The sequence below is a fragment of the Lachnospiraceae bacterium KGMB03038 genome, from assembly GCA_007361935.1.
Taxonomy (GTDB): Bacteria; Bacillota; Clostridia; order Lachnospirales; family Lachnospiraceae; genus Massilistercora.
Genome location: CP041667.1, coordinates 1,931,880 through 1,951,511 on the forward strand (window position 1 = coordinate 1,931,880; position 19,632 = coordinate 1,951,511).

Annotated in this window: 17 protein-coding genes; 2 read left to right on the forward strand and 15 right to left on the reverse strand. The window is 49.4% G+C overall.

Features of this window, described 5'->3' with window-relative positions; all coding sequences use genetic code 11:
* Positions 1-2: 2 nt before the first annotated feature.
* Complete coding sequence (locus FND36_09280; protein QDW74204.1) at positions 3-602, forward strand: HDOD domain-containing protein; 600 nt, start codon at positions 3-5, stop codon at positions 600-602.
* 89 nt (positions 603-691) lie between these two features.
* Here the strand turns inward: FND36_09280 and FND36_09285 are convergent, their stop codons facing one another.
* The 12 genes from FND36_09285 to cysK form a co-directional block, all read right to left on the reverse strand.
* On the reverse strand, positions 692-1,900 hold the full coding sequence (locus tag FND36_09285; GenBank protein QDW74205.1) for a D-alanyl-D-alanine carboxypeptidase: 1,209 nt from the start codon (positions 1,898-1,900) through the stop codon (positions 692-694).
* 85 nt (positions 1,901-1,985) lie between these two features.
* Positions 1,986-4,538, reverse strand: coding sequence for a heavy metal translocating P-type ATPase (locus FND36_09290; GenBank protein QDW74206.1), 2,553 nt, complete (start codon positions 4,536-4,538; stop codon positions 1,986-1,988).
* Positions 4,539-4,577: 39 nt separating this feature from the next.
* A complete protein-coding gene (locus FND36_09295) occupies positions 4,578-4,889 on the reverse strand; it encodes a metal-sensing transcriptional repressor (protein QDW74207.1) in 312 nt (103 codons plus the stop codon).
* A 179-nt stretch (positions 4,890-5,068) separates the two neighbouring features.
* A complete protein-coding gene (locus FND36_09300; protein ID QDW74208.1) occupies positions 5,069-6,148 on the reverse strand; it encodes a HigA family addiction module antidote protein in 1,080 nt (359 codons plus the stop codon).
* Positions 6,149-6,508: 360 nt separating this feature from the next.
* Positions 6,509-7,072: a DUF3592 domain-containing protein gene (locus FND36_09305; protein QDW74209.1), complete on the reverse strand. Its 564-nt coding sequence runs from the start codon at positions 7,070-7,072 to the stop codon at positions 6,509-6,511.
* Positions 7,073-7,084: 12 nt separating this feature from the next.
* Entirely contained in the window at positions 7,085-7,705 is a 621-nt protein-coding gene (locus tag FND36_09310) for a metallophosphoesterase (protein ID QDW74210.1), read from the reverse strand.
* A gap of 49 nt (positions 7,706-7,754) precedes the next feature.
* Positions 7,755-9,659 (reverse strand): BMP family ABC transporter substrate-binding protein, encoded by a 1,905-nt coding sequence (locus FND36_09315; protein ID QDW74211.1) that lies wholly within the window; start codon positions 9,657-9,659, stop codon positions 7,755-7,757.
* Between the two features lie 38 nt (positions 9,660-9,697).
* Positions 9,698-10,342 (reverse strand): GNAT family N-acetyltransferase, encoded by a 645-nt coding sequence (locus FND36_09320; GenBank protein ID QDW74212.1) that lies wholly within the window; start codon positions 10,340-10,342, stop codon positions 9,698-9,700.
* Positions 10,224-10,958 (reverse strand): tRNA (N6-threonylcarbamoyladenosine(37)-N6)-methyltransferase TrmO, encoded by a 735-nt coding sequence (gene tsaA / locus FND36_09325; protein QDW74213.1) that lies wholly within the window; start codon positions 10,956-10,958, stop codon positions 10,224-10,226. Before tsaA ends, FND36_09320 begins: the two co-directional genes overlap by 119 nt.
* A gap of 9 nt (positions 10,959-10,967) precedes the next feature.
* Entirely contained in the window at positions 10,968-12,671 is a 1,704-nt protein-coding gene (locus FND36_09330) for an isopentenyl-diphosphate delta-isomerase (protein QDW74214.1), read from the reverse strand.
* Between the two features lie 2 nt (positions 12,672-12,673).
* Positions 12,674-13,375 (reverse strand): pentapeptide repeat-containing protein, encoded by a 702-nt coding sequence (locus FND36_09335; protein QDW74215.1) that lies wholly within the window; start codon positions 13,373-13,375, stop codon positions 12,674-12,676.
* 45 nt (positions 13,376-13,420) lie between these two features.
* Positions 13,421-14,347, reverse strand: coding sequence for a cysteine synthase A (gene cysK, locus FND36_09340; protein QDW74216.1), 927 nt, complete (start codon positions 14,345-14,347; stop codon positions 13,421-13,423).
* A 152-nt stretch (positions 14,348-14,499) separates the two neighbouring features.
* Between cysK and maf the strand changes: the two genes are divergently transcribed.
* Complete coding sequence (gene maf, locus FND36_09345; GenBank protein QDW74217.1) at positions 14,500-15,078, forward strand: septum formation protein Maf; 579 nt, start codon at positions 14,500-14,502, stop codon at positions 15,076-15,078.
* A gap of 40 nt (positions 15,079-15,118) precedes the next feature.
* On the opposite strand, the gene FND36_09350 is transcribed toward maf, so the two are convergent.
* From FND36_09350 to alaS, 3 genes are all read right to left on the reverse strand, one after another.
* Positions 15,119-16,360: an acetylornithine/succinylornithine family transaminase gene (locus tag FND36_09350; GenBank protein QDW74218.1), complete on the reverse strand. Its 1,242-nt coding sequence runs from the start codon at positions 16,358-16,360 to the stop codon at positions 15,119-15,121.
* A gap of 213 nt (positions 16,361-16,573) precedes the next feature.
* Positions 16,574-16,750 (reverse strand): 30S ribosomal protein S21, encoded by a 177-nt coding sequence (locus FND36_09355; protein QDW74219.1) that lies wholly within the window; start codon positions 16,748-16,750, stop codon positions 16,574-16,576.
* A 183-nt stretch (positions 16,751-16,933) separates the two neighbouring features.
* Positions 16,934-19,573, reverse strand: a complete 2,640-nt coding sequence (gene alaS, locus FND36_09360) for an alanine--tRNA ligase (GenBank protein QDW74220.1) — start codon at positions 19,571-19,573, stop codon at positions 16,934-16,936.
* Positions 19,574-19,632 lie beyond the last annotated feature (59 nt).

Sequence of the window (19,632 nt, forward strand, 5' to 3'; positions counted from 1 at the left end):
CAATGGAACTCAACCGCCAAAGAGCTGAAATAGAGCTGGAATACGCAGCTTCTTTAAATCCCGGAGACTGGACGGCACATTCCCGTTTTGTGGCCCTTGCCTGTAAAAATATCGCCTCCCGATGCAAGGACCTATGTTCTGAAACAGCTTATTGTTATGGATTATTACATGATATTGGCCGCTATGCCGGGCGAAGTTCGGAAAAGCATTTGATCGACGGATACCGGTTCTGCATGGAGCGGGGCTGGGAAAAAGCGACGCAGATCTGTATTTCCCATGCTTTTATGATCCAGGATATCACAACCTCTATCGGCGTCTTCGATGTATCGCGGGAAGACTATCAGTTTATGGCAGAATTTATCGAAAACGCCCAGTATGACGATTATGACCGGCTTGTCCAGCTATGCGACGCGTTAGCGCTTCCAAGCGGTTTCTGCCTCCTGGAAAAACGGTTTGTGGACGTAGCTCTCCGCTATGGAACGCCGCCTGTTATCGTCCAGCGTTGGAGAAAAACATTAGAGATCAAAGAAATATTTGAAGAAAAAATCAAGGATTCTATCTACCTTTTCCTCCCAGGTGTGGTAGAGAATACTTTTTCCTGAAAAGCAAGATAAAAGCAAGTGAAAGGCCCTGTTTTCCCAGTTCCTCTCACTTGCTTTCTTTCAGCTCTTCCCTCAGGGATCCTCATTTCCTACAGCAAAAATCTCTCCATCGCATCTTTGGCCGCGCTTTGGCAGCTTATCTTTTCTACAGATTCTGCCGCCGCGACATCCACTCTTCCAATCTCTTCTCCCTCCAAGGTGTACACCGCTTCCCCAACCTTATCCCCCTCCTTCACAGGAGCCTTTAGATCATCATTCCACACCACTTTCCGTTCGATGGCGCTTAGGTCGGCTCCGGCGGTATCTACATATGTAAAAGGTTCTTTCTGGACTGTTTTCACAGAGTCCTTTACTCCCCTCCGGATCTCTACCGCTTCTGTCTTTGGCGCTTCTTCCTCCGCGTATCTGGTACATTTCCCAAATCCATAATTCAAAAGGGCTACCGCATCCTTGGTCCGATCCTTGCTGGTCTTCGCCGCCATGATCACTCCGATCAGTTCCATCCCGTCCTTTTCTGCCGTTGCGGAGATACAGAATCCGGCTTTGCTGGTAGATCCGGTCTTCAGCCCTGTGGCATACTCATAATGCCGGACCAGCTTGTTGGTATTGGACAGGCCAAAAACAGAAGTCCCTTTCTGGGTGGTGTGAGTGATATCTTCCATCCAGATCATACAGTAGTCCCGGATCTTAGGATAAGAAGTGATCAGTTCCCTGGACATCAGCGCGATATCCCTGGCTGTAGTCAGATGACCATCCGCGTCCAGACCATTGCAGTTGACAAATGTGGTATTCTCCATTCCCAGTTCCTTTGCCCGTTCATTCATCCGGACCACAAATTCTTCCTCGCTTCCCCGTATATGTTCCGCCATAGCTACACAGGCATCGTTTGCGCTGGCTACCGCAATACACTTGATCATCGTATCCACCGACTGTACTTCTCCCGGTTCCAGGAACACTTGAGACCCGCCCATGGAAGCCGCGTATTCAGAAGTGGTCACTTCGTCTTCCAGGCTGATCTTTCCCTCCTCCAGGGCGTCAAAGATCAAAAGCAGGGTCATAACCTTTGTCACACTGGCCGGAGGAAGCTGTTCGTCCGGGTTTTTCTCATAGATCACCTGTCCAGTCGATGCTTCCATTAATAATGCGGACGGTGCAGAAAGTTCTGCTTCCGCGCCGTCCGCCTTTTCTTCTGTCTCTTTTGTCTCCTCTTCCTGCTGTATGACTCCGTCAACATCCGCTGCCAGCACTGGCTGTACCCACAGCCCCAGACATAGCAGCCAAGCCAAGATTCGCTTCATTGGCAACTCTCCACATACTACGGTTACTACTAATGTAGTAGCCTTTCCGTGAAAATATGACCAGAAATGCAGTCCTCCCCATTCTCTACTGAACAGAAAGCACGGTGTAATCTTTGTCCTCTACCGTCTTCTTGAGCGCTTCATCAGAGATCTCTCCGTTTAAGATCACTTCTGCTGTTCCGTCCTCATGGCTGACGATAGCCTCGTCCACCTGCGGAAGCGCCTCCAGCGCTTTCTTTACCGTTGCCTCACAGTGGCCGCACATCATTCCTTCAATCTTCATCGTTTTCTTCATCTTTGTTTCCTCCTTTTTCTTTGTTCCATTGGCTGGTTTGATTTTTTTATCTTTTGACGCATCGTGCATCCGGAACCAATTCAGACGCAGCGCGTTGGTCACCACACAGAAGCTGGAAAGGCTCATAGCCGCCGCCCCAAACATAGGATTTAGTTTTAATCCAAACATGGGGAACCATACTCCCGCCGCCAGAGGGATTCCAATTACATTATAGAAGAATGCCCAGAACAGATTCTCATGGATGTTCCTCAATGTTGCCCGGCTTAGACGGATGGCCGCCGGCACATCGCTTAATCGGCTCTTCATCAGCACCACATCCGCCGCGTCAATGGCAATGTCTGTTCCCGCTCCGATGGCGATCCCCATATCGGCTCTGGTAAGCGCAGGCGCATCATTAATGCCGTCTCCCACCATAGCGACTTTCCCTTTCTTCTTCAGGGCACGGATCACGCTTTCTTTTCCGTCCGGCAGTACGCCCGCGATCACTTCGTCTACACCGGCCTGCCGTCCGATCGCTTTAGCTGTCCGCTCATTATCTCCGGTGAGCATCACCACATGAATTCCCATATTCTGCAGTTCTTTTACCGCTTGAGGGCTGTCTTCCTTGATCACATCCGCCACGGCGATGATTCCGGCAAGCCGGCCGTTCCTGCTGAAAAACAATGGGGTTTTCCCTCCTTCTGCCAACTGCTCCGCCTGAAGGCGCATCCCTTCCGGGACCTCCGCACATTCACGGATAAATTTCAGATTTCCTCCGATCAGCACATCCTCTCCCAGCCGGCCGGAGAGTCCGTTTCCAGCCACCGCCTGGAAATCCGTAAGGTCTGCCTTGCCTTCCTGCCGGGCTATCTGTTCCGGCAGCCCCAGTTCTTCCGCTCTAAGGATTACCGCGCGGGCCAGCGGATGTTCGCTTTTCTTCTCCAAATGATACGCCATGGAAAGAAGCTCTTCCTCTGTCACCCCTTCCGCCGGGAGCAGGTCTGTCACCTTCGGTTCGCCGCTGGTAATGGTTCCCGTCTTATCCAGCGCCACGATCTGCATTTTCCCAGTTTCTTCCAGTGACACAGCCGTCTTAAACAGGATTCCGTTCTTAGCTCCCATTCCGTTGCCCACCATGATCGCCACCGGCGTGGCAAGTCCCAGGGCGCAGGGACAGCTGATCACTAACACGGAAATCCCGCGGGCCAGAGCAAATCCTACGGTTTCCCCTGCCAAAAGCCACACCAGGATGGTCACTGCCGCAATGGCGATCACTGCCGGCACAAATACGCCAGATACCCGGTCTGCCACCTTTGCGATAGGCGCCTTTGTGGCCGCCGCATCGCTGACCATCTGGATGATCCGGGAAAGCGTGGTATCCTCTCCCACTCTGGAAGCCTGGCATTTTAAGAATCCCGACTGATTCAAGGTAGCTGCTGACACCGGGTCCCCCGCTTCTTTATCTGCAGGGATACTCTCCCCGGTCAGCGCCGATTCATTGACGGCGCTGATCCCTTCCAGCACAGTGCCGTCCACCGGAATGTTTTCTCCCGGCCTGACAACAAATATATCTCCTTTCCGGACCTGATCCACAGAGACTTGTGTTTCTTCTCCGTCCCGGATAACATTGGCCGTCTTCGGCGCCAGCCGCATGAGACTTTTCAGCGCATCGGTGGTCCGGCCTTTCGACCGGGCTTCCAGCATTTTCCCCACGGTGATCAATGTCAGGATCATTGCCGCTGACTCAAAGTAAAATTCATGCATGAAAGACATAATCGCCTCCATGTCGCCCCGCATCTGGGCGTCTGTCATGGCAAACAGCGCATACAGGCTGTAGCCGTAGGAAGCGCCTGCCCCAAGAGCTACCAGGGTGTCCATATTCGGCGCCCGATGCCACAGGCTTTTGAATCCGCTGATAAAAAACTTCTGATTAATGACCATGACCACGGTCGTCAGCAGCAATTGGAGGATTCCAACCGCCACATGATTCTTGGCCAGTATATCCGGAAGCGGCCAGTCCCACATCATATGCCCCATAGAGACATACATCAGGGGCAGCAGAAAACAAAGGGAAGCGATCAGCCTTCGCTTCAGCGCGGGAGTCTCTTTGTCTTTCAGCAGTTCCTCCTGGGCTGCAGCCTTAGTTTCTCCGCTTTTCTCCTGAACCCCCTTCTCTGCCGCTCCATAGCCCGCTTCTTCCACGGCCGCAATGATCGCCGCCGGGGAGGCGGTTCCTTCCACTCCCATAGAGTTGGTCAGCAGGCTGACGGAGCAGGAATCCACTCCTTCCACCTTGGAAACCGCCTTTTCCACTCTGGCGCTGCAGGCGGCGCAGCTCATGCCAGTTACAGTATATTGCTTCATAGGTCTGCACCTTCTTTCTATGAACGAATCACTCCAACATTATTTCATAAGCTTCTGCAGGACATTCACCAGTTCGTCGATCGTCTCTTCCTTTCCTTCCCGGATATCCTCCGCCACACAGGTACGGATATGGTTTGCCAAAAGCACCTTTGTAAAACTGTTGAGCGCGGCGTTTGCCGCGGATACCTGGATCAGGATCTCCGGGCAGTAGGCATCCTGCTCCACCATCTTTTTAATTCCCCTCACCTGTCCCTCGATCCGGTTCAATCGGTTTAACAGGTCCTTGTATTCCTTATCTGACCGTTCTTTCGTCCGGTGACAGCAATCTTTTGTTTCCTTTTTTTCTTCCATTTTTTCACCTCATTTCACGGATGATTATATACCCCGCCAGGGTATATGTCAATGGTTTCTTTTGAGAATTATTCTCTTTTAAAAAGAAAAAACTGCCAGTTTTCCTATGTGATATGATCACGATCTGACAGCTTTTTATCTTTATTATTTTATTCATGGTACAAATTAACACTTCTTAATCAAAATACCATTTTCACTTTATATTTATGGCGCAGTGAGCTCATCATACAATCATCAAATCGAACAATTCCATCATTTTGCAATCTCCCAAGAATGATTCCGGGATCGCGGTCGATCTCTTTTGCAAACGCTTTTATAGCCTGAAGATCAAATTTCTTTTTTGACAAAAAATCATGATAACGCTCAGGAGGGATCAAATGATCCGATGCATAACGATTGGCATCTGCCTCTTTTTCCCCTGTTTCTTTTTCAAATGAAATGCCATAATCTCCATTGACAATATGTCCGATTTCATGAAAAAGCGTAAACCAAAACGAATCCGCATTCAATCTTCTATCGTTTACCATCAACATAATATTATCACCAACTTTTTTTGTTGCGCCATTTGTTTTTGAGCCAGAAATATTTGGCAATATCACAAGCACAACACCTGCTTCAAGAAAAGCTCTGCGAAGCAACGGATAAAATCCCTCATGATCTTTTGTTAAGGTCAACGCATATTCCGCTGCCGTTTCAAATTTCTTTTTATTAAATTTAGGTGCTTCTGTCTTAAGAGTTTTATTGATTGCAATTTGAACCATTACATTCGCTTTAACAATATTTCCTTCTGTAATTTCCTCTGCTGATTTTCTAAAATTAACCGTCATATCTCGTTTCGTAAATACCGAAAGCGTTGCAACATTAAGAAATTTTCTAACTTGTTTAATCTGCTCTTCCTTTTTCCTCGGCAAATCTGGCAGACCATAATTATCTCTAAAATATTTATAATCAAAATATTTAAATACAGCCCGCTCTTTTTCCAATTCCTCTTCTGACTTAAATTCCGCAACCAAAGCCTCATAAGTATTCTGCAGCCGCAGCCAGTAATCAACACTTGTTCCTAACATTCTGGAGAGCTTCATTGAAATATCAATAGAAAGGCTTTGTTCCCCACGAATCAGCAAACTAAGATTCTTAGGTGTGGTATCTAACCTCTTAGCAAAATCTTCTTGAGTAAGTCCGCTTTGTTCGACAATTTCTTTAATGTAATATCCTGGATGAAAAGCAATCTTATCATTACATTCAATGTAATTATTCATAATGCTTACTCACCTCCATAATTTCTACAACTCTTACAATTTCTGCTATCTCGTCAATATTGCAGGGTTCATATGATTTTTAAGAGCATGAAATCTAAAAGCAGGCTGGCAGATGATATCTTTGATATTATCCGCATTGGCAAGAGCATTTATTCTCGCCAACAAATTTACAGTCAATGCTTTATTGCCACCAAAAAGTTTATTTGCAGCCTTTACACTTGTACACTATAATTTCACTTTGTCAGATGCGTATTCAATTTCCAACCCTATCTCCTCATAAAATAAAATTACCTGTTAGGTAATTTTATTTTATGTTCTATTTTTATATTTGTCAACCGAAAACCTGCTGTCTGTCTTCCATCACCGCATCACAATTTCCGGACCCAGCAGGATTCCAAAAGCCAGCCCCGTTATGAGGATCCCAAAGACGATAAAAAGTATGATAAGAACAGGGCTGACTCCCTCAAACCGCTGTACAAATGCTTCTTTGGGCCGCCTCGGGTTATAGTATACATCCACCAGGGACCCCACTGGATATAACTGGGCCAAAGGCGAGACCGCGGCACTTGCGATACTGTTTCTATATTCTTTGATCCTCAGGCTTTTTGGAAGTTCCTCCCGTGTCGTCAGATTCGTCTCATATCTTACCGCCACCGGCTGTCGGGGCGAAACGACCGAGGTTGTGACGATGCTGCGGAATTTTGGACCCGCGACCTTATATGTCCTTCCCTCCGCCGCATATTCTGCCAGAGGGATATGAACCCCGCCCTGCCTAACGGCCGAGTAGCGGATCACTCGTCCCGTCGTTCGCATATGGCACCGCTTCTCTCTCCCCAGTTTCCGAAAACAGCATGCCCAGCCGCAGATCCAGACAGCAATGGCAAATGCCAAACACCACAAACCCCAAAACACATTCCAATCCATAATTTCTCCCTCCTATCGGAGATGTTCTTCCAGTTTCTCATCTTCATAATCAAAAACACACCGCTCAAACGCATTGATCACATGGGTATCCTGATATTTATCATACCGTTTATGCTTTCTTCCATAGGACATATGCACATGGCCGTGAAGAAAGAAACGAGGCTTATATTTCTCCATCAGCGCAAGAAATACTTTAAATCCCTGATGGGGAAGGTCCCTGCCGTCATTTAGCTGATAGGCCGGGGCATGGGTGACCAGGATGTCAAATCCCCTTCTTCGCAGTAATTGGAACCACAATTTTCTGACTCTGTGCCGCATCCCCCATTCCGTATACTGATACGTACCGTTTTTATACCGCATGGAACCGCCTAATCCAAGGATTCTGACTCCCCGATAGACAAAAATCTTATCGTCGATACAGATACAGCCATCCGGCGGTGTCTCTTTATAGGTCTCGTCATGATTTCCGTGCACGTATAAAATCGGCACAGATGTAAACGTTGCCAGAAAGGAAAGATAGTGGGGATCCAAATCTCCGCAGGAGATGATCAGATCGATCCCCTTCAGCTTACTTTTTTCAAAATAATCCCACAGATACGCGGATTCTTCGTCCGCGATCGCAAGTATCCTCATAAATCTATTTGTTCCTTTATTCTATAGTGTTATAGCAGGCTCTTCCGTCCTAATTCTTCCGGACGCCCTGCTCCCAAACCACCGTCTTGGCGCTGTCTATCAGTTCGTCCTCCGTCGGGATCGTTCCGATGATATTATCTGCCAGCCAGTCCATATTGATGATCTCCTCCGCTGAAAGAGATTTCCAGGATTCATCCTGTATCTGTCCGGTCTGAGAATATAAGATCCCAGAAAAAGGATGAAACTCTCCCGTACTGATAGCATGGCGAAGAACTTCTGTCAGTTTCTTTGTTTCCAGAGGAAGATTCTGGGAACAGATGATATCAACTACTCCCGAGGACATACCCCACCAGTAATTGATCGCTTTTACAGAAGAATTCTTATCATCGTATTTCCAGGTGCCGTCCATGATCTTCCGGATCATCTGTTCATAGAATCTGCCCCAATGCCACAAAGGCATAGCCAGGTTTCTCGGATAATCTCCATCCAGCCGGTAGAGTCCAAAATACCTGGAAGATTCCTCTGGAATGACCATGTCTTTCCCGGAAACACAGTCTACCCAGATATCCCTGATCCGATCGTATACATTGCAGCCTTTCCTGGTGGACCACTCCAGATACACCTTGGCCCTTGGATTGATCATCTTAGCTCCCAAGGCGAAGGCATTGATATTCGCGATCTCTCCAAAGATAGGATAATCCGCGATATAAGCCAGCCGGTCATTTTCCGCCATAGCTCCGGCAACGGCTCCCATCAGGAATTTGGCCTCATACATCCTGGCATAATAAGTCCGGATGTATCTGTGAGAAATATTCAGAGAACAGTTTACGATCCGCACTTCCGGCGCGTCAATAGCCGCCTTCACACTGGCCTGAATAAAGGCCGGCGTTGTGGTAAAAATCAAATTGCATCCTTTGGAAATAGCGTCTTTTAAAGCCTCATCCGCGGTTTCCTTCGTAATTCCGGAGTAAGCCATCGTCTGCACTTCTTCTGGGAACCGTTCTTCCAAATGGAGTCTTCCCAGTTCATGGGCGTATGTCCACGCGGAAGTGCCTGGCGTCTTCTCATAGAGGAAGGCGATTTTCTGTTTCTGCGTCCCCGGCGAAAACAGCCGGCCAAGAAGCGGTTTCTTCTCACTGTCTGGATTCATTTTCAGATCGATCTTCTGATCTTCTTCTAAAAGCTCGAATTCTTCCCAGCTCTTGCTGATCCGTGTGCGCAGTTCACTGGTCGTCATCTCTTGCAGTGTCCCATAATCATAGAGGGTAAGCAGGGCAAGAAAGGCATCTCCGGCAGTGATCGAAAGTTTCTCACCGCCTTTGTCCTCATATTCCATTTCAAACCGGGAGTACAGAGAACTAAAATTCAGCTTCTCTTCCTCATTCCATACCTCGCCCGGCTCTTTTCCTACCGCTTTCTGCAGTTTCTTAAAACTCCCCTCCTTGCTGAACCAGATGTAATTAATCTTGGAAGCTTCATAGAAATCCAGGAACTCGTAATAAATCTTATTTTCCTTCTCATCTGTCCGTTTGGGAATAATCCTCGTCACAGAACCGGGAACCGAAACTACCCCGTAATACTTCATGACACTGACCCGTTTATTTCCCTCTTCTACATAAAATTGGTTCATGTATTCGTAGGCTTTGATGGGGTCACGGATTCCTTCATTCTCATGGGCGGTACTCAGATAGGACCACTTATGGGCAAATTCCGTATTCTCTCTTAAGATCGGCATAAAATTAGCCGCGAAAGCGCTGCTCCTTCCTCCCGTCTTGGTACCTACGATCTGTTTCATCGGAATCTGGACCACCCCCAGAGGCACTTCCTTAAAGCTTCCTTTTGCCGGAAGAATATCATCCAGCACCTTCAATGTCGGCGGCAGCCCTTTCATCATCCGATGCTGATATTCTTTCTTTCCAAGTTTATATGCTTTCTCATACTCTGCTGCTCCCATAGAAACCTCCTTGACAAAACTCTCTTTATCGAAACTTTTTAAGAAATGCGTTTCTCGTAGGCCAGCCTCAGATCTCCATCTTCGCAGCCGCCTGCCAGATGAATCTTTCCGCATAGCTCAAATCCCGCCTTGGCAAGAGCTCTTTGCATAGGCAGATTTCCCGGATGGGTATCGATCCTGACCGAATCAAACCCCGCTTTCTTTGCCAGTTCAAATCCGTAGGCAAACATCTGCCCGGCAACTCCTTTTCCCTTGCTTTCATCCGCCACACATACCCGGTGCATGGAAGCATAAGGCGTATCCGTCAGCCACGCTCCGTCGATCACGCGGTAGGAAGGATCCGGAGTGTCCTGGAACGCAAAGATCCCCAGGATCTTTCCTTCTTCCACCGCCAGGTAGGTACAGCCTTCTTCTGCGTCCTGGATCCAGACTTCTCTGGAAGGGTATCCCTTTTGCCACTGATCCAGCCCCAGATTCCGAAGCTGTTCCTTGGCTTCCTCCATGATCTCGCACATACGGTCAATATGTTCCATCTTTGCTTTGATAAATTCCATGTCTTCTCCTTTATCTTCTTTCCTCTCCGCCGTCTTTTTGCTTCTTCCCGGAAGGATATACCTGACAGATGGTAAGCACGTCTTCTGCCACCTGGAACCGGATCTCCATCCCGGCATACGCAAACCCATAGATCCGTTCCGGGTCGTCCTGATATCCCGGTCTTGGATCCAGCGCCAAGATCTGCCGCAGAGCTTCTTCCTGCGCTTCTGAGAGCTGTTCCCGAAGCTGAAGCCGAATCTCCTCTGGGATCTCTATCACTAACCGCTTTTCTTTGACTTGGGCCGTAAACCCCTCCAAAGCTTCCGGATGGCAGTCCACATAGGGAAGGTAAGGCTTAATGTCATAGACAGGCGTTCCGTCCATCAAATCCGCTCCCTCAACTTCCAATACCGGAATCCCTTTTTCCAGGAATTTGACAGATTCCAGCCGGACACAGGACAATCCCACTGGATTGGGCCGAAAGGGCGAGCGTGTGGCAAATACGCCCATCCGCACATTTCCTCCCAGTTTAGGCGGCCGCACGGTAGGGTTCCAGCCGGCGCCTTCTGTCTCAGAGAATCCCCACAGCAGCCAGATATGGGAATATCCTTCCAGCCCCCGCACCACGTCTGGATTCCCGCACTCCCCTTCCAGCACGATCCTGGCTTTGGTCTTCGCCAGTCCGCTCTGTCTGGGGATTCCGAATTTTGCCGGGAACTCCGATTGGATATGCCCCACCGGAGTCAATCTTAATGTTCCTTCCATGCCGCACCTCTACAGCCTCAGCCCGCGGTAACGGTCAAAGGCCGCGTATATCTCCTGCTTCCTGGGAAGCGCCAGATTCCCGGGGATCGTCCCGCCCTCACAGACGGCTCCAAAACCCCGTTTCACAATCTGCTCCGTAATTTCTTCCACAATCTCTTGTATCGTCTTCTTTCCATCTAACACATGCTCTTCCGCGTGCCGCAGGATCTGTCCCAGGCAGGTGAGCTGTTCTGGATCCGCAAGCTGTTCTACATATCTAAGGTCCACCGTCTCGTGATTCAACTGGAATCCGTCGCGTCCCAGGGTCTTTACTTTGATCCGGCCTTTATGGAGGATTCCCGGATTCTTCCTGGGGCAGCGGTCATAACCGGGAAGAGAGCCTTGTCTTTCCGGCAGTTCCAGTTCCGGATATTCTTTGGCCGCTTCCTTGGCCGTCTCCGTGATTTCCTTGGGAATATACCGATCCATCTGGATGATCGTATCAGAAGGCTGGAAATACGCTCCGGAGCTCCCCGCAACCAATATGGTGGAAATCCCGTACTCCTGATATAATTCCCTCATCCGCTCGATAAACGGCGTGATCGGCTCCATATCCCGATGGATCACTCTCTGCATCAGTTCATCCCGCACCATGAAATTCGTAGCGCTGGTATCTTCATCGATCAAAAACGCGGAAGCTCCCGCCTCCATAGCCTCTGCCACATTAGCCGCCTGGGAAGTGCTTCCGCTGGCGTCCTCAGTTGAGAAGGCCGTTGTATCCCGGCCGTTTGGAAGATCGTTGATAAACATAGAAATGTCCGTATGTTTAATGCTTCTCCCATCCTCCGCGCGGATCTTCACCGCCGCCGGATCTGTGACCACATATTCTCTGCCGTCTCCGGCGATATGAGGGTAAACTCCCATCTCTAACGCTTTCAGAAGCGTGGATTTTCCATGATAGCCGCCGCCGACGATCAAGGTGATTCCTTTTCTCACGCCCATTCCTGAGATCTTCCCTTTATAGGGCAGTTCCAATTCCACCTTCAAAGAGGCCGGCGCCGCAAAAGGCACTGCCTGCTTCATAGGCCGCTGGGACACTCCGGACTCTCTGGGCAGGATCGCTCCATCCGCCACAAAAGCCACCAGATCAAGCATCGCCAGCTGCTCACGGATAGACTCTTGATCGACCGCAAGCTCCATCACCTGCTCCGCCTTCTTCTGATCCAGATTCCGGTAGAGCAGCGCCCCATCTACACATTTCGGGAGGAAATCGAACAAAATGCGGACCAGTTCTCCCGCGTTGATCGTCCTTCCGTTGGCCGGAAAGCCCACTTCAAACCTCATTGTCACATCTCCGCTTTTTTCGTCTATAGCGCAGGCGCTTCTCTCCAAGACTTCCTGTCCGCAGCGGGTCACTGACAAAAGTCCGCTTTTCCCTGACCCCTTTGCCTGAAAGGAATATTTCTCGATCTGCTTCGCGAAGCCCCGGATCAAATGATCCTGCAGAGCTATTCTTTTCGTTCTCGTATCATAAAGACGCTCCGGGAATCCCGCGGTTTTCCCTGCCACTTCCACATGCAGCCGGGAAGGCGCCGCGAAAGGATCTCCCTGTACATGGTCGATGACCAGCGCATATTTTCCAAACCGATAGCTGCCTTTGGTCCCTTTATAAGCCGGATATCCTTTCCGATCTATACTATATAATAATTTTCTAAGTTCTTCCCCTGTTTTCATCACTAATATGCCTCCGCCTCTTCTCTTGTCAGCCAGAAATGGATCCCGGTGGTAGAATCCTGCCATCTGTCCTCATTAAAATCTTTTACCTCGACCCACTCTCCCTTCCGGTAGATAAAATTCTCATCCACCAAAGACCAGGCCTCGTCATATTCTTCTTTAAAGTCAAAACTTTTGATCGTCAGCACCTTTGCCTTGCTGCATCGGCAGGATGGCAGCGTTGCTGACGTTCTCTTTGCGTCCGCCGGGATCAGGAGCTGTACCAACCGGTTGTTGAAACATTTCTTATATCCCAGGAACGCGCCCTTCTCCGGGCAGTGAAGACGAAACCACTTTGTCTCCTCATCGGAAATGATTCCGGTTAGATCCGCGTACTCCAATACCGCTCCAAAAAGATCGGCGCCCTTGATATTGCACTTTCTCATATCACAGTATCGAAAAGAGGCTGTCTTCATATTCACATTCTGGAAGCAGGCCTCCTTCATAGGACATCCGTCAAATAAAGCGTTCTCCACGCTGCTCCCGGTAAAATCCGCCTCATTTAAGATCACATTCTGAAACGAGCTGAGAGAAAAATCCACAGACCGAAGATCCCATCCGGTCAGATCCATAGGTTCCAGCTCCCGTTCCCGCAGATCCAGCAATTCTCCTTTTTCACGCTGTTCCAAACAACTTTTCAGTTCTTCTTCCGACAGCTTTTCCATCCTTCCTGCTTCCCCCTTCCCTCATTCACTTAGAACCGGTTTCTGTCAGTCAAAAAGCGGCGTGGAAAAATACCGCTCCGCAGTATCTGCCAGCACTGTTACAACCGTTTTGCCAGGTCCCAGCTTCCGAGCCAGTTTCCTTGCGCCGGCCACATTCGTCCCGCTTGAAATACCGCACATCAGTCCTTCTTTCCGGGCCAGCTCACGGGCTGTCTCCAGCGCCTCTTCATCGGTTACTGTGATCACATGGTCGTAGATCTCCTGGTTTAGGATCTCCGGGATCACACCGTCTCCAATTCCCATCTGCAGATGAGTACCCACCTTTCCTCCAGACAGGATCGCGGCCTGATCCGGCTCCAAAGCCCAGATCTCGATCTCTGGATTTGCCGCCTTCAGCGTTTCCCCGATTCCTGTGATCGTTCCTCCGGTTCCGATTCCAGAACAGAAGCCATGGATCGGCTTTCCTGCCTGCTTTAGGATCTCCCTTCCGGTTTGGTCTCTATGCGCCGCGCTGTTGGCCGGGTTGGCGAACTGCTGCGGGACAAATACATTCCTATCTTCCTTTGCCATTTCAGAAGCTATTTCCATACATCTTGCAATACATTCCCCAATATTCCCATCGTCATGGACCAAGATCACTTCTGCCCCATATCCCTGTACTAGTTTCCTCCGTTCCTCACTGACGGAGTCCGGCATGATGATCTTCGTCTGGTATCCCTTCACCGCCCCGATCAAAGCAAGGCCAATGCCCTGATTGCCGCTGGTCGGCTCCACGATCACCGTCCCTGGATGGATCAATCCTTCTTCTTCCGCCGCCTCGATCATATTCTTGGCTGTCCTGGTCTTAATAGAGCCTCCGATATTGACCGCCTCGAACTTTACTAAAATTTCCGCGTCTTCCGGTCCTGTCATTTGATTTAGCCGGATCAGCGGAGTATTCCCAACCGCGTCCAGTACATTGTCATAAATCATATCTCTGCACTCCTTCATCTTATCCACTTTTTAAAGTGATCTTCGTAATTTATATATGAAGCCAAAAGGCGTTTTGCCCCTATGGTTTCTTTTCCCATTGTATCACAATTTATGCTATAATAAACTACAAATTAAGAAAGGATTCAAAAGAAATGGATTATATTCTGGCTTCTGCCTCTCCCCGCAGAAAGGAACTTCTTACCCAAGCCGGATTTTCCTTCCAGGTGGTCCCTTCCCTTGTAGAGGAAACTGTCACCAAGACCCGGCCGTCCCATATTGTCATGGAACTTTCGTCTCAGAAAGCCTTCGATGTCTATCACCGTCTCTCTCCGGAGGTCTGTACCGTCATCGGCGCGGATACGATTGTGGTCTACCGCGGTGAGATTTTAGGGAAACCCGCCGATGAAAGAGAAGCGTTAGACATGCTTTCCCTGCTTTCCGGCAGGACCCATCAGGTCTATACCGGCGTCACTTTGATCCGCAGGGACGCAGACCATCCGGACACTCTTCCAAAAGTCCGGTCCTTCTTTGAGAAAACGGAAGTCACTCTGTACCCTATTCATCGGGAAGATCTGCTGGATTACATCCGTACCGGAGATTCCCTGGACAAAGCCGGCGCCTATGGAATCCAAGGACCATTTGCCATCCATGTCAAAGAGATCCGGGGGGAATACAATAACGTGGTCGGCCTTCCTATTGGCCGACTCTATCAGGAATTAAGGGGATTTTAAAAGGGCGGTGCACTGACGCACCGCCCTCTCTCTTTGCATGTTAACCCGCAAGCCGCATATCCTGGTATTTTTCTGCTGCTTCTAAGATTGCCTCCTTCATAATTGAGATCAACTGATCCACCTCGTCTTTTGTTACGATCAGCGGCGGGATCATCCGATTTACCCTGTCTCCAATGGCGGTGATCAGCGCCTTTCGTTCCAATGTTCCGTGTTTTACCTCTACCGCGATCGGAAGATCATACTCGCAGCCCACAAGAAGACCTTTTCCCCTGACTTCCTTTACATGCGGAAGTTTGGCCAGTTCTTGGCGGAGATACCGGCCGACTTTTCTTGCGTTTCCGCTCAAGTCTTTATCCAGGATCTCTGTAACCGATGCCAGAGCCGCCGCGCAAGCCACTGCGTGGCCTCCGTAAGTAGAGCCGTGGGTTCCCATGGTAAAGGATGCCGCCACTTCTTCTGTGGCGCAGCAGGCGCCGATGGGCATACCTCCGCCAAGGGCCTTCGCCATAGACACCGCGTCTGGTTTTACATGATATCCCATATAAGCCATCGGAGTTCCGGTCCGCCCCCATCCGGTCTGTACTTCATCGAGCAGCAGCAGAAGCCCTTTCTCATCACACAGTTTCCGCAGCCCTTCCATGAATTCCTGAGTCGCCGGATAGACTCCTCCCTCGCCCTGTACTGGTTCGATCATGATCGCAATGGTATGTTCCGTCACTTTTGAAGCAAAATCCTCTAAGTCGTTAAATCTTGCGTAAGAAAAGCCGGGGACCATCGGCCCAAAGCCCTGCTGGATCGCACTGTCTGGCTGTCCTGTTGCCGCTACCGCCCCCATGGTCCGTCCATGGAATCCTTTTTCCGCGGTAATGATATGATATTTTTCAGGGCCATAGTGATCGATGCCATATTTTCTCGCCATTTTGATCATACATTCGTTGGCCTCTGTTCCTGAATTCTGATAAAAGATCTTATCCATTCCGATGGTATCACAGACCTTCTTGGCAAGCAGGGCCTGAGGCACTGTATAAGGATAGTTAAAGGTATGCATGATATCGTCCATCTGGTCTTTTGCCGCCTGGACCACTCTTGGGTTTCGGTTGCCGGGACTATTTACCGCCACGCCGCCGTAAAAATCCAGATAAGCATTTCCCTCTTCATCATATAGATACATGCCCTCTGCTCTCTCTGCGATGAAATCGTATCTCTCATAGGTCTCTACCATGTACTTGCGTACAATGTCTTTCAATTCTGCCGCCGTTAGGTTTGTGTCTTTCAATCTCATTGCAAATCTCCTCGCTTTCCTCGCTGTTTATAGACATTGAAAAAGGGTGTCGCATCTTTCGATGCGGCACCCTTGCCTTTGATGGGTTTAGTATACCTCTGTCCTATAGATTCGTCAATGTTTTTTTTCGTGTACAATTTCAAAAAGGGACAGGGCATTTTTAATTAGGGCCGGGGGATTTTTAAAAATCCCCCGGCCCTATTCATGCACTTATTAGTTATATTTACGTTTTCTAGCAGCTTCAGATTTCTTTTTACGTCTTACGCTTGGCTTTTCATAGTGTTCTCTTTTGCGAATCTCCTGCTGAATGCCAGCTTTCGCGCAGTTTCTTTTGAATCTGCGTAAAGCGCTATCTAACGTCTCGTTTTCTTTAACGATTACATTTGACATAGTCTCACACCTAACCTCCCCTCCAGTCCTGTATTGTGCATCCTACGACTGTTCGGGTGTATTTCTTGCACTATCTAAGATTATAGCACATATTTTGGGTTCGTCAATATTTTTTGAATATTTCCGTTTGTTTTATAGCTGTTTTTTATCAAACAGACCTGTCAGGAACGTTTCGGCAGCCTGCTAAGAAAGCTGGTCCTCCAGAACTTCTTTCACCGAGGCAACCGCCTGGTCAATGCCTTCTGGGTTCTTGCCCCCTGCTTGGGCCATATTAGGCCGGCCGCCGCCGCCACCGCCTACCAAAGAGGCGATCGCCTTGATCAAGTTCCCGGCGTGGGCTCCTTTCTTAACGGCTCCATCGGTAGCCATGGCCATCAAGGATACCTTTCCATCTACGGCGGAAGCCAGCACGACCACTCCTTCGCCCAGCTTTTCCTTCAACTGATCGCCCAGCTCTCTCAAGCCATTCATATCCACGCCTTCAATCTTAGCCGCCAGAAGCGGAAGTCCCTTGACTTCTGTAATCTGGTCGGTCACATCGCCCATGGCATCCTTAGCCAGCCTGCTCTTTAAGCTTTCCACCTCGCCCTTAAGTTCTTTATTCTCCGCCTGAAGGTGGCCCAGCTTTTCTTCCAGCTTATCCGGAGACGTCTTCAGAAGCTTCGCCGCCCTATGCAGCTTTTCTTCCAATTCTCCATAATATTTCATCAGCCCTTTGGATGTGAGCGCCTCAATTCTCCTGACGCCTGCTGCCACGCCTGTCTCAGAAATGATCTTAAACGCGGTGATCACGCCGGTATTCGGCACATGCGTGCCTCCGCAGAATTCGATTGAGAAATCTCCCATGCTCACTACCCGGACGATGTCGCCATATTTTTCTCCAAATAAGGCAGCCGCCCCGGTCTTTCTCGCTTCCTCGATAGGCAGGTTCTCCACTTTGACCGCCAGATTCTTCTGGATCTGTTCATTGACGATCGCTTCCACCTTCTGAATCTCTTCCGGCGTCAGAGCCGAGAAATGGGTAAAGTCAAAACGAAGTCTTTCCTCGTTGACAGAAGATCCCGCCTGTTCCACATGACTGCCCAATACCATACGAAGCGCTTTGTGGAGCAGATGAGTCGCGCTGTGGTTGTTGGCGGAAAGCGCGCGCTTCTCTGGATCTACCAGAAGCTCTGCCTGATCTCCCGCTTTCAGCATTCCTTTTGTTGCGACTCCCACATGGCCAATCTTGCCTCCCAGCAGTTTGACCACGTCTTCTACCCGGAACTCTCCTTCCTCCGTACGAATCACGCCTGTATCAGCCTCCTGGCCTCCGCTGGCAGCGTAGAACGGCGTCTCTTCCACGAAGATAGTTCCTTTCTGGCCTTCGGTCAAGGCATCCACGATCTCGTTTTCCGTTGTCAGGACTGTGATCGGGGAACAGTGCGTCAGATGATCATATCCGACAAAAACAGAAGTCACGGAAGGATCGATGGAGTCATAAATCGTCTCATCCGTACCACTGTAGGTATGTTCGCCGAATGTTCCCTTGGCCGTCTCCTTCTGGGCCTGCTCTGCTTTCCGGAATCCTTCCTCATCAATGGAAAATCCTTTCTCTTCCAAGATTTCCTTGGTCAGATCCACCGGGAAGCCATAGGTATCATAGAGGCGGAACGCCTCCTCTCCAGCCAGGATGGTCTCCCCGTTTTCTTCCATCTTACTTTCCATACCGGCCAGAATAGAAAGGCCTTGGTCGATCGTCCTGTTAAACTGCTCTTCTTCCTTTGTGATGACTTTAAAGATAAAGTCCCGTTTTTCCTCCAGTTCCGGATATCCATCTTTGGAACCATCTATCACCGTCTGGGCCAGTTCGATCAGAAATTCCCCTTTTATGCCCAGAAGTCTTCCATGGCGGCAGGCCCGTCTTAAAAGACGGCGCAGGACATAGCCTCTCCCGCTGTTGGACGGAAGGATCCCGTCTGAGATCATAAAGGTCACCGAACGGATATGGTCTGTGATCACCCGGATGGAAACGTCCGCCTTCTCCTCTTTCCCGTATTCCACACCGGCAAGGCGGCAGACATGATCCCTCAGCGCGCAGATGGTATCCACGTCAAACATGGAATCTACTCCCTGCACGACACAAGCCAGACGCTCCAGTCCCATCCCAGTATCGATATTTTTCTGTTCCAGTTCTGTATAATTATTATTGCCGTCATTGTCGAACTGGGTAAATACGTTGTTCCAGATCTCCATATAGCGGTCACAGTCGCATCCCACGGTACAATCCGGCTTTCCGCAGCCATATTCCGGTCCCCGGTCGTAGTATACTTCCGAGCAGGGGCCGCAAGGACCGCTTCCATGCTCCCAGAAGTTATCCTCCTTGCCAAAACGGAAAATCCGGTCCGCCGGAATACCGATATCCTGATTCCAGATCTCCCACGCCTCATCATCTTCCAGATAGACCGATGGGTACAGACGATCTGGATCCAGAGCAACTACTTCCGTCAGGAATTCCCAAGTCCAGGCAATGGATTCCTTCTTAAAATAGTCTCCAAAAGAAAAATTCCCCAGCATCTCGAAAAACGTCCCATGCCGGGCAGTCTTCCCCACATTTTCAATATCTCCGGTACGGATACACTTTTGGCAGGTAGCCACCCGCTTGCAGGGCGGAATCTCCTGCCCTGTGAAATAAGGTTTTAAAGGCGCCATACCAGAATTGATCAAAAGAAGGCTTTTATCATTATGGGGCACCAGGGAAAAACTTTTCATCGCCAGATGTCCCTTACTCTCAAAGAATTCCAGGAACATCCTTCTTAATTCATTCACTCCGTATTTCTGCATAACTTCCTCCTATATTCGGGCTATCTTTTAATTATAAAGATAGCCCCGGCGTTTGTCAA

What these genes read in the sequence shown, in the direction of transcription:
- FND36_09295 (QDW74207.1), bottom strand. Translation starts at nt 4,889, where the DNA reads ATGGAAGAAAAAAAGGAAACAAAAGATTGCTGTCACCGGACGAAAGAA.
- FND36_09305 (QDW74209.1), bottom strand. Translation starts at nt 7,072, where the DNA reads ATGGATTGGAATGTGTTTTGGGGTTTGTGGTGTTTGGCATTTGCCATT.
- FND36_09300 (QDW74208.1), bottom strand. Translation starts at nt 6,148, where the DNA reads ATGAATAATTACATTGAATGTAATGATAAGATTGCTTTTCATCCAGGA.
- FND36_09335 (QDW74215.1), bottom strand. Translation starts at nt 13,375, where the DNA reads ATGGAAAAGCTGTCGGAAGAAGAACTGAAAAGTTGTTTGGAACAGCGT.
- FND36_09290 (QDW74206.1), bottom strand. Translation starts at nt 4,538, where the DNA reads ATGAAGCAATATACTGTAACTGGCATGAGCTGCGCCGCCTGCAGCGCC.
- FND36_09350 (QDW74218.1), bottom strand. Translation starts at nt 16,360, where the DNA reads ATGAGATTGAAAGACACAAACCTAACGGCGGCAGAATTGAAAGACATT.
- FND36_09310 (QDW74210.1), bottom strand. Translation starts at nt 7,705, where the DNA reads ATGAGGATACTTGCGATCGCGGACGAAGAATCCGCGTATCTGTGGGAT.
- FND36_09320 (QDW74212.1), bottom strand. Translation starts at nt 10,342, where the DNA reads ATGGGTTTGCGTATGCCGGGATGGAGATCCGGTTCCAGGTGGCAGAAG.
- tsaA (QDW74213.1), bottom strand. Translation starts at nt 10,958, where the DNA reads ATGGAAGGAACATTAAGATTGACTCCGGTGGGGCATATCCAATCGGAG.
- maf (QDW74217.1), top strand. Translation starts at nt 14,500, where the DNA reads ATGGATTATATTCTGGCTTCTGCCTCTCCCCGCAGAAAGGAACTTCTT.
- alaS (QDW74220.1), bottom strand. Translation starts at nt 19,573, where the DNA reads ATGCAGAAATACGGAGTGAATGAATTAAGAAGGATGTTCCTGGAATTC.
- FND36_09285 (QDW74205.1), bottom strand. Translation starts at nt 1,900, where the DNA reads ATGAAGCGAATCTTGGCTTGGCTGCTATGTCTGGGGCTGTGGGTACAG.
- FND36_09280 (QDW74204.1), top strand. Translation starts at nt 3, where the DNA reads ATGGAACTCAACCGCCAAAGAGCTGAAATAGAGCTGGAATACGCAGCT.
- FND36_09355 (QDW74219.1), bottom strand. Translation starts at nt 16,750, where the DNA reads ATGTCAAATGTAATCGTTAAAGAAAACGAGACGTTAGATAGCGCTTTA.
- FND36_09330 (QDW74214.1), bottom strand. Translation starts at nt 12,671, where the DNA reads ATGAAAACAGGGGAAGAACTTAGAAAATTATTATATAGTATAGATCGG.
- cysK (QDW74216.1), bottom strand. Translation starts at nt 14,347, where the DNA reads ATGATTTATGACAATGTACTGGACGCGGTTGGGAATACTCCGCTGATC.
- FND36_09315 (QDW74211.1), bottom strand. Translation starts at nt 9,659, where the DNA reads ATGGGAGCAGCAGAGTATGAGAAAGCATATAAACTTGGAAAGAAAGAA.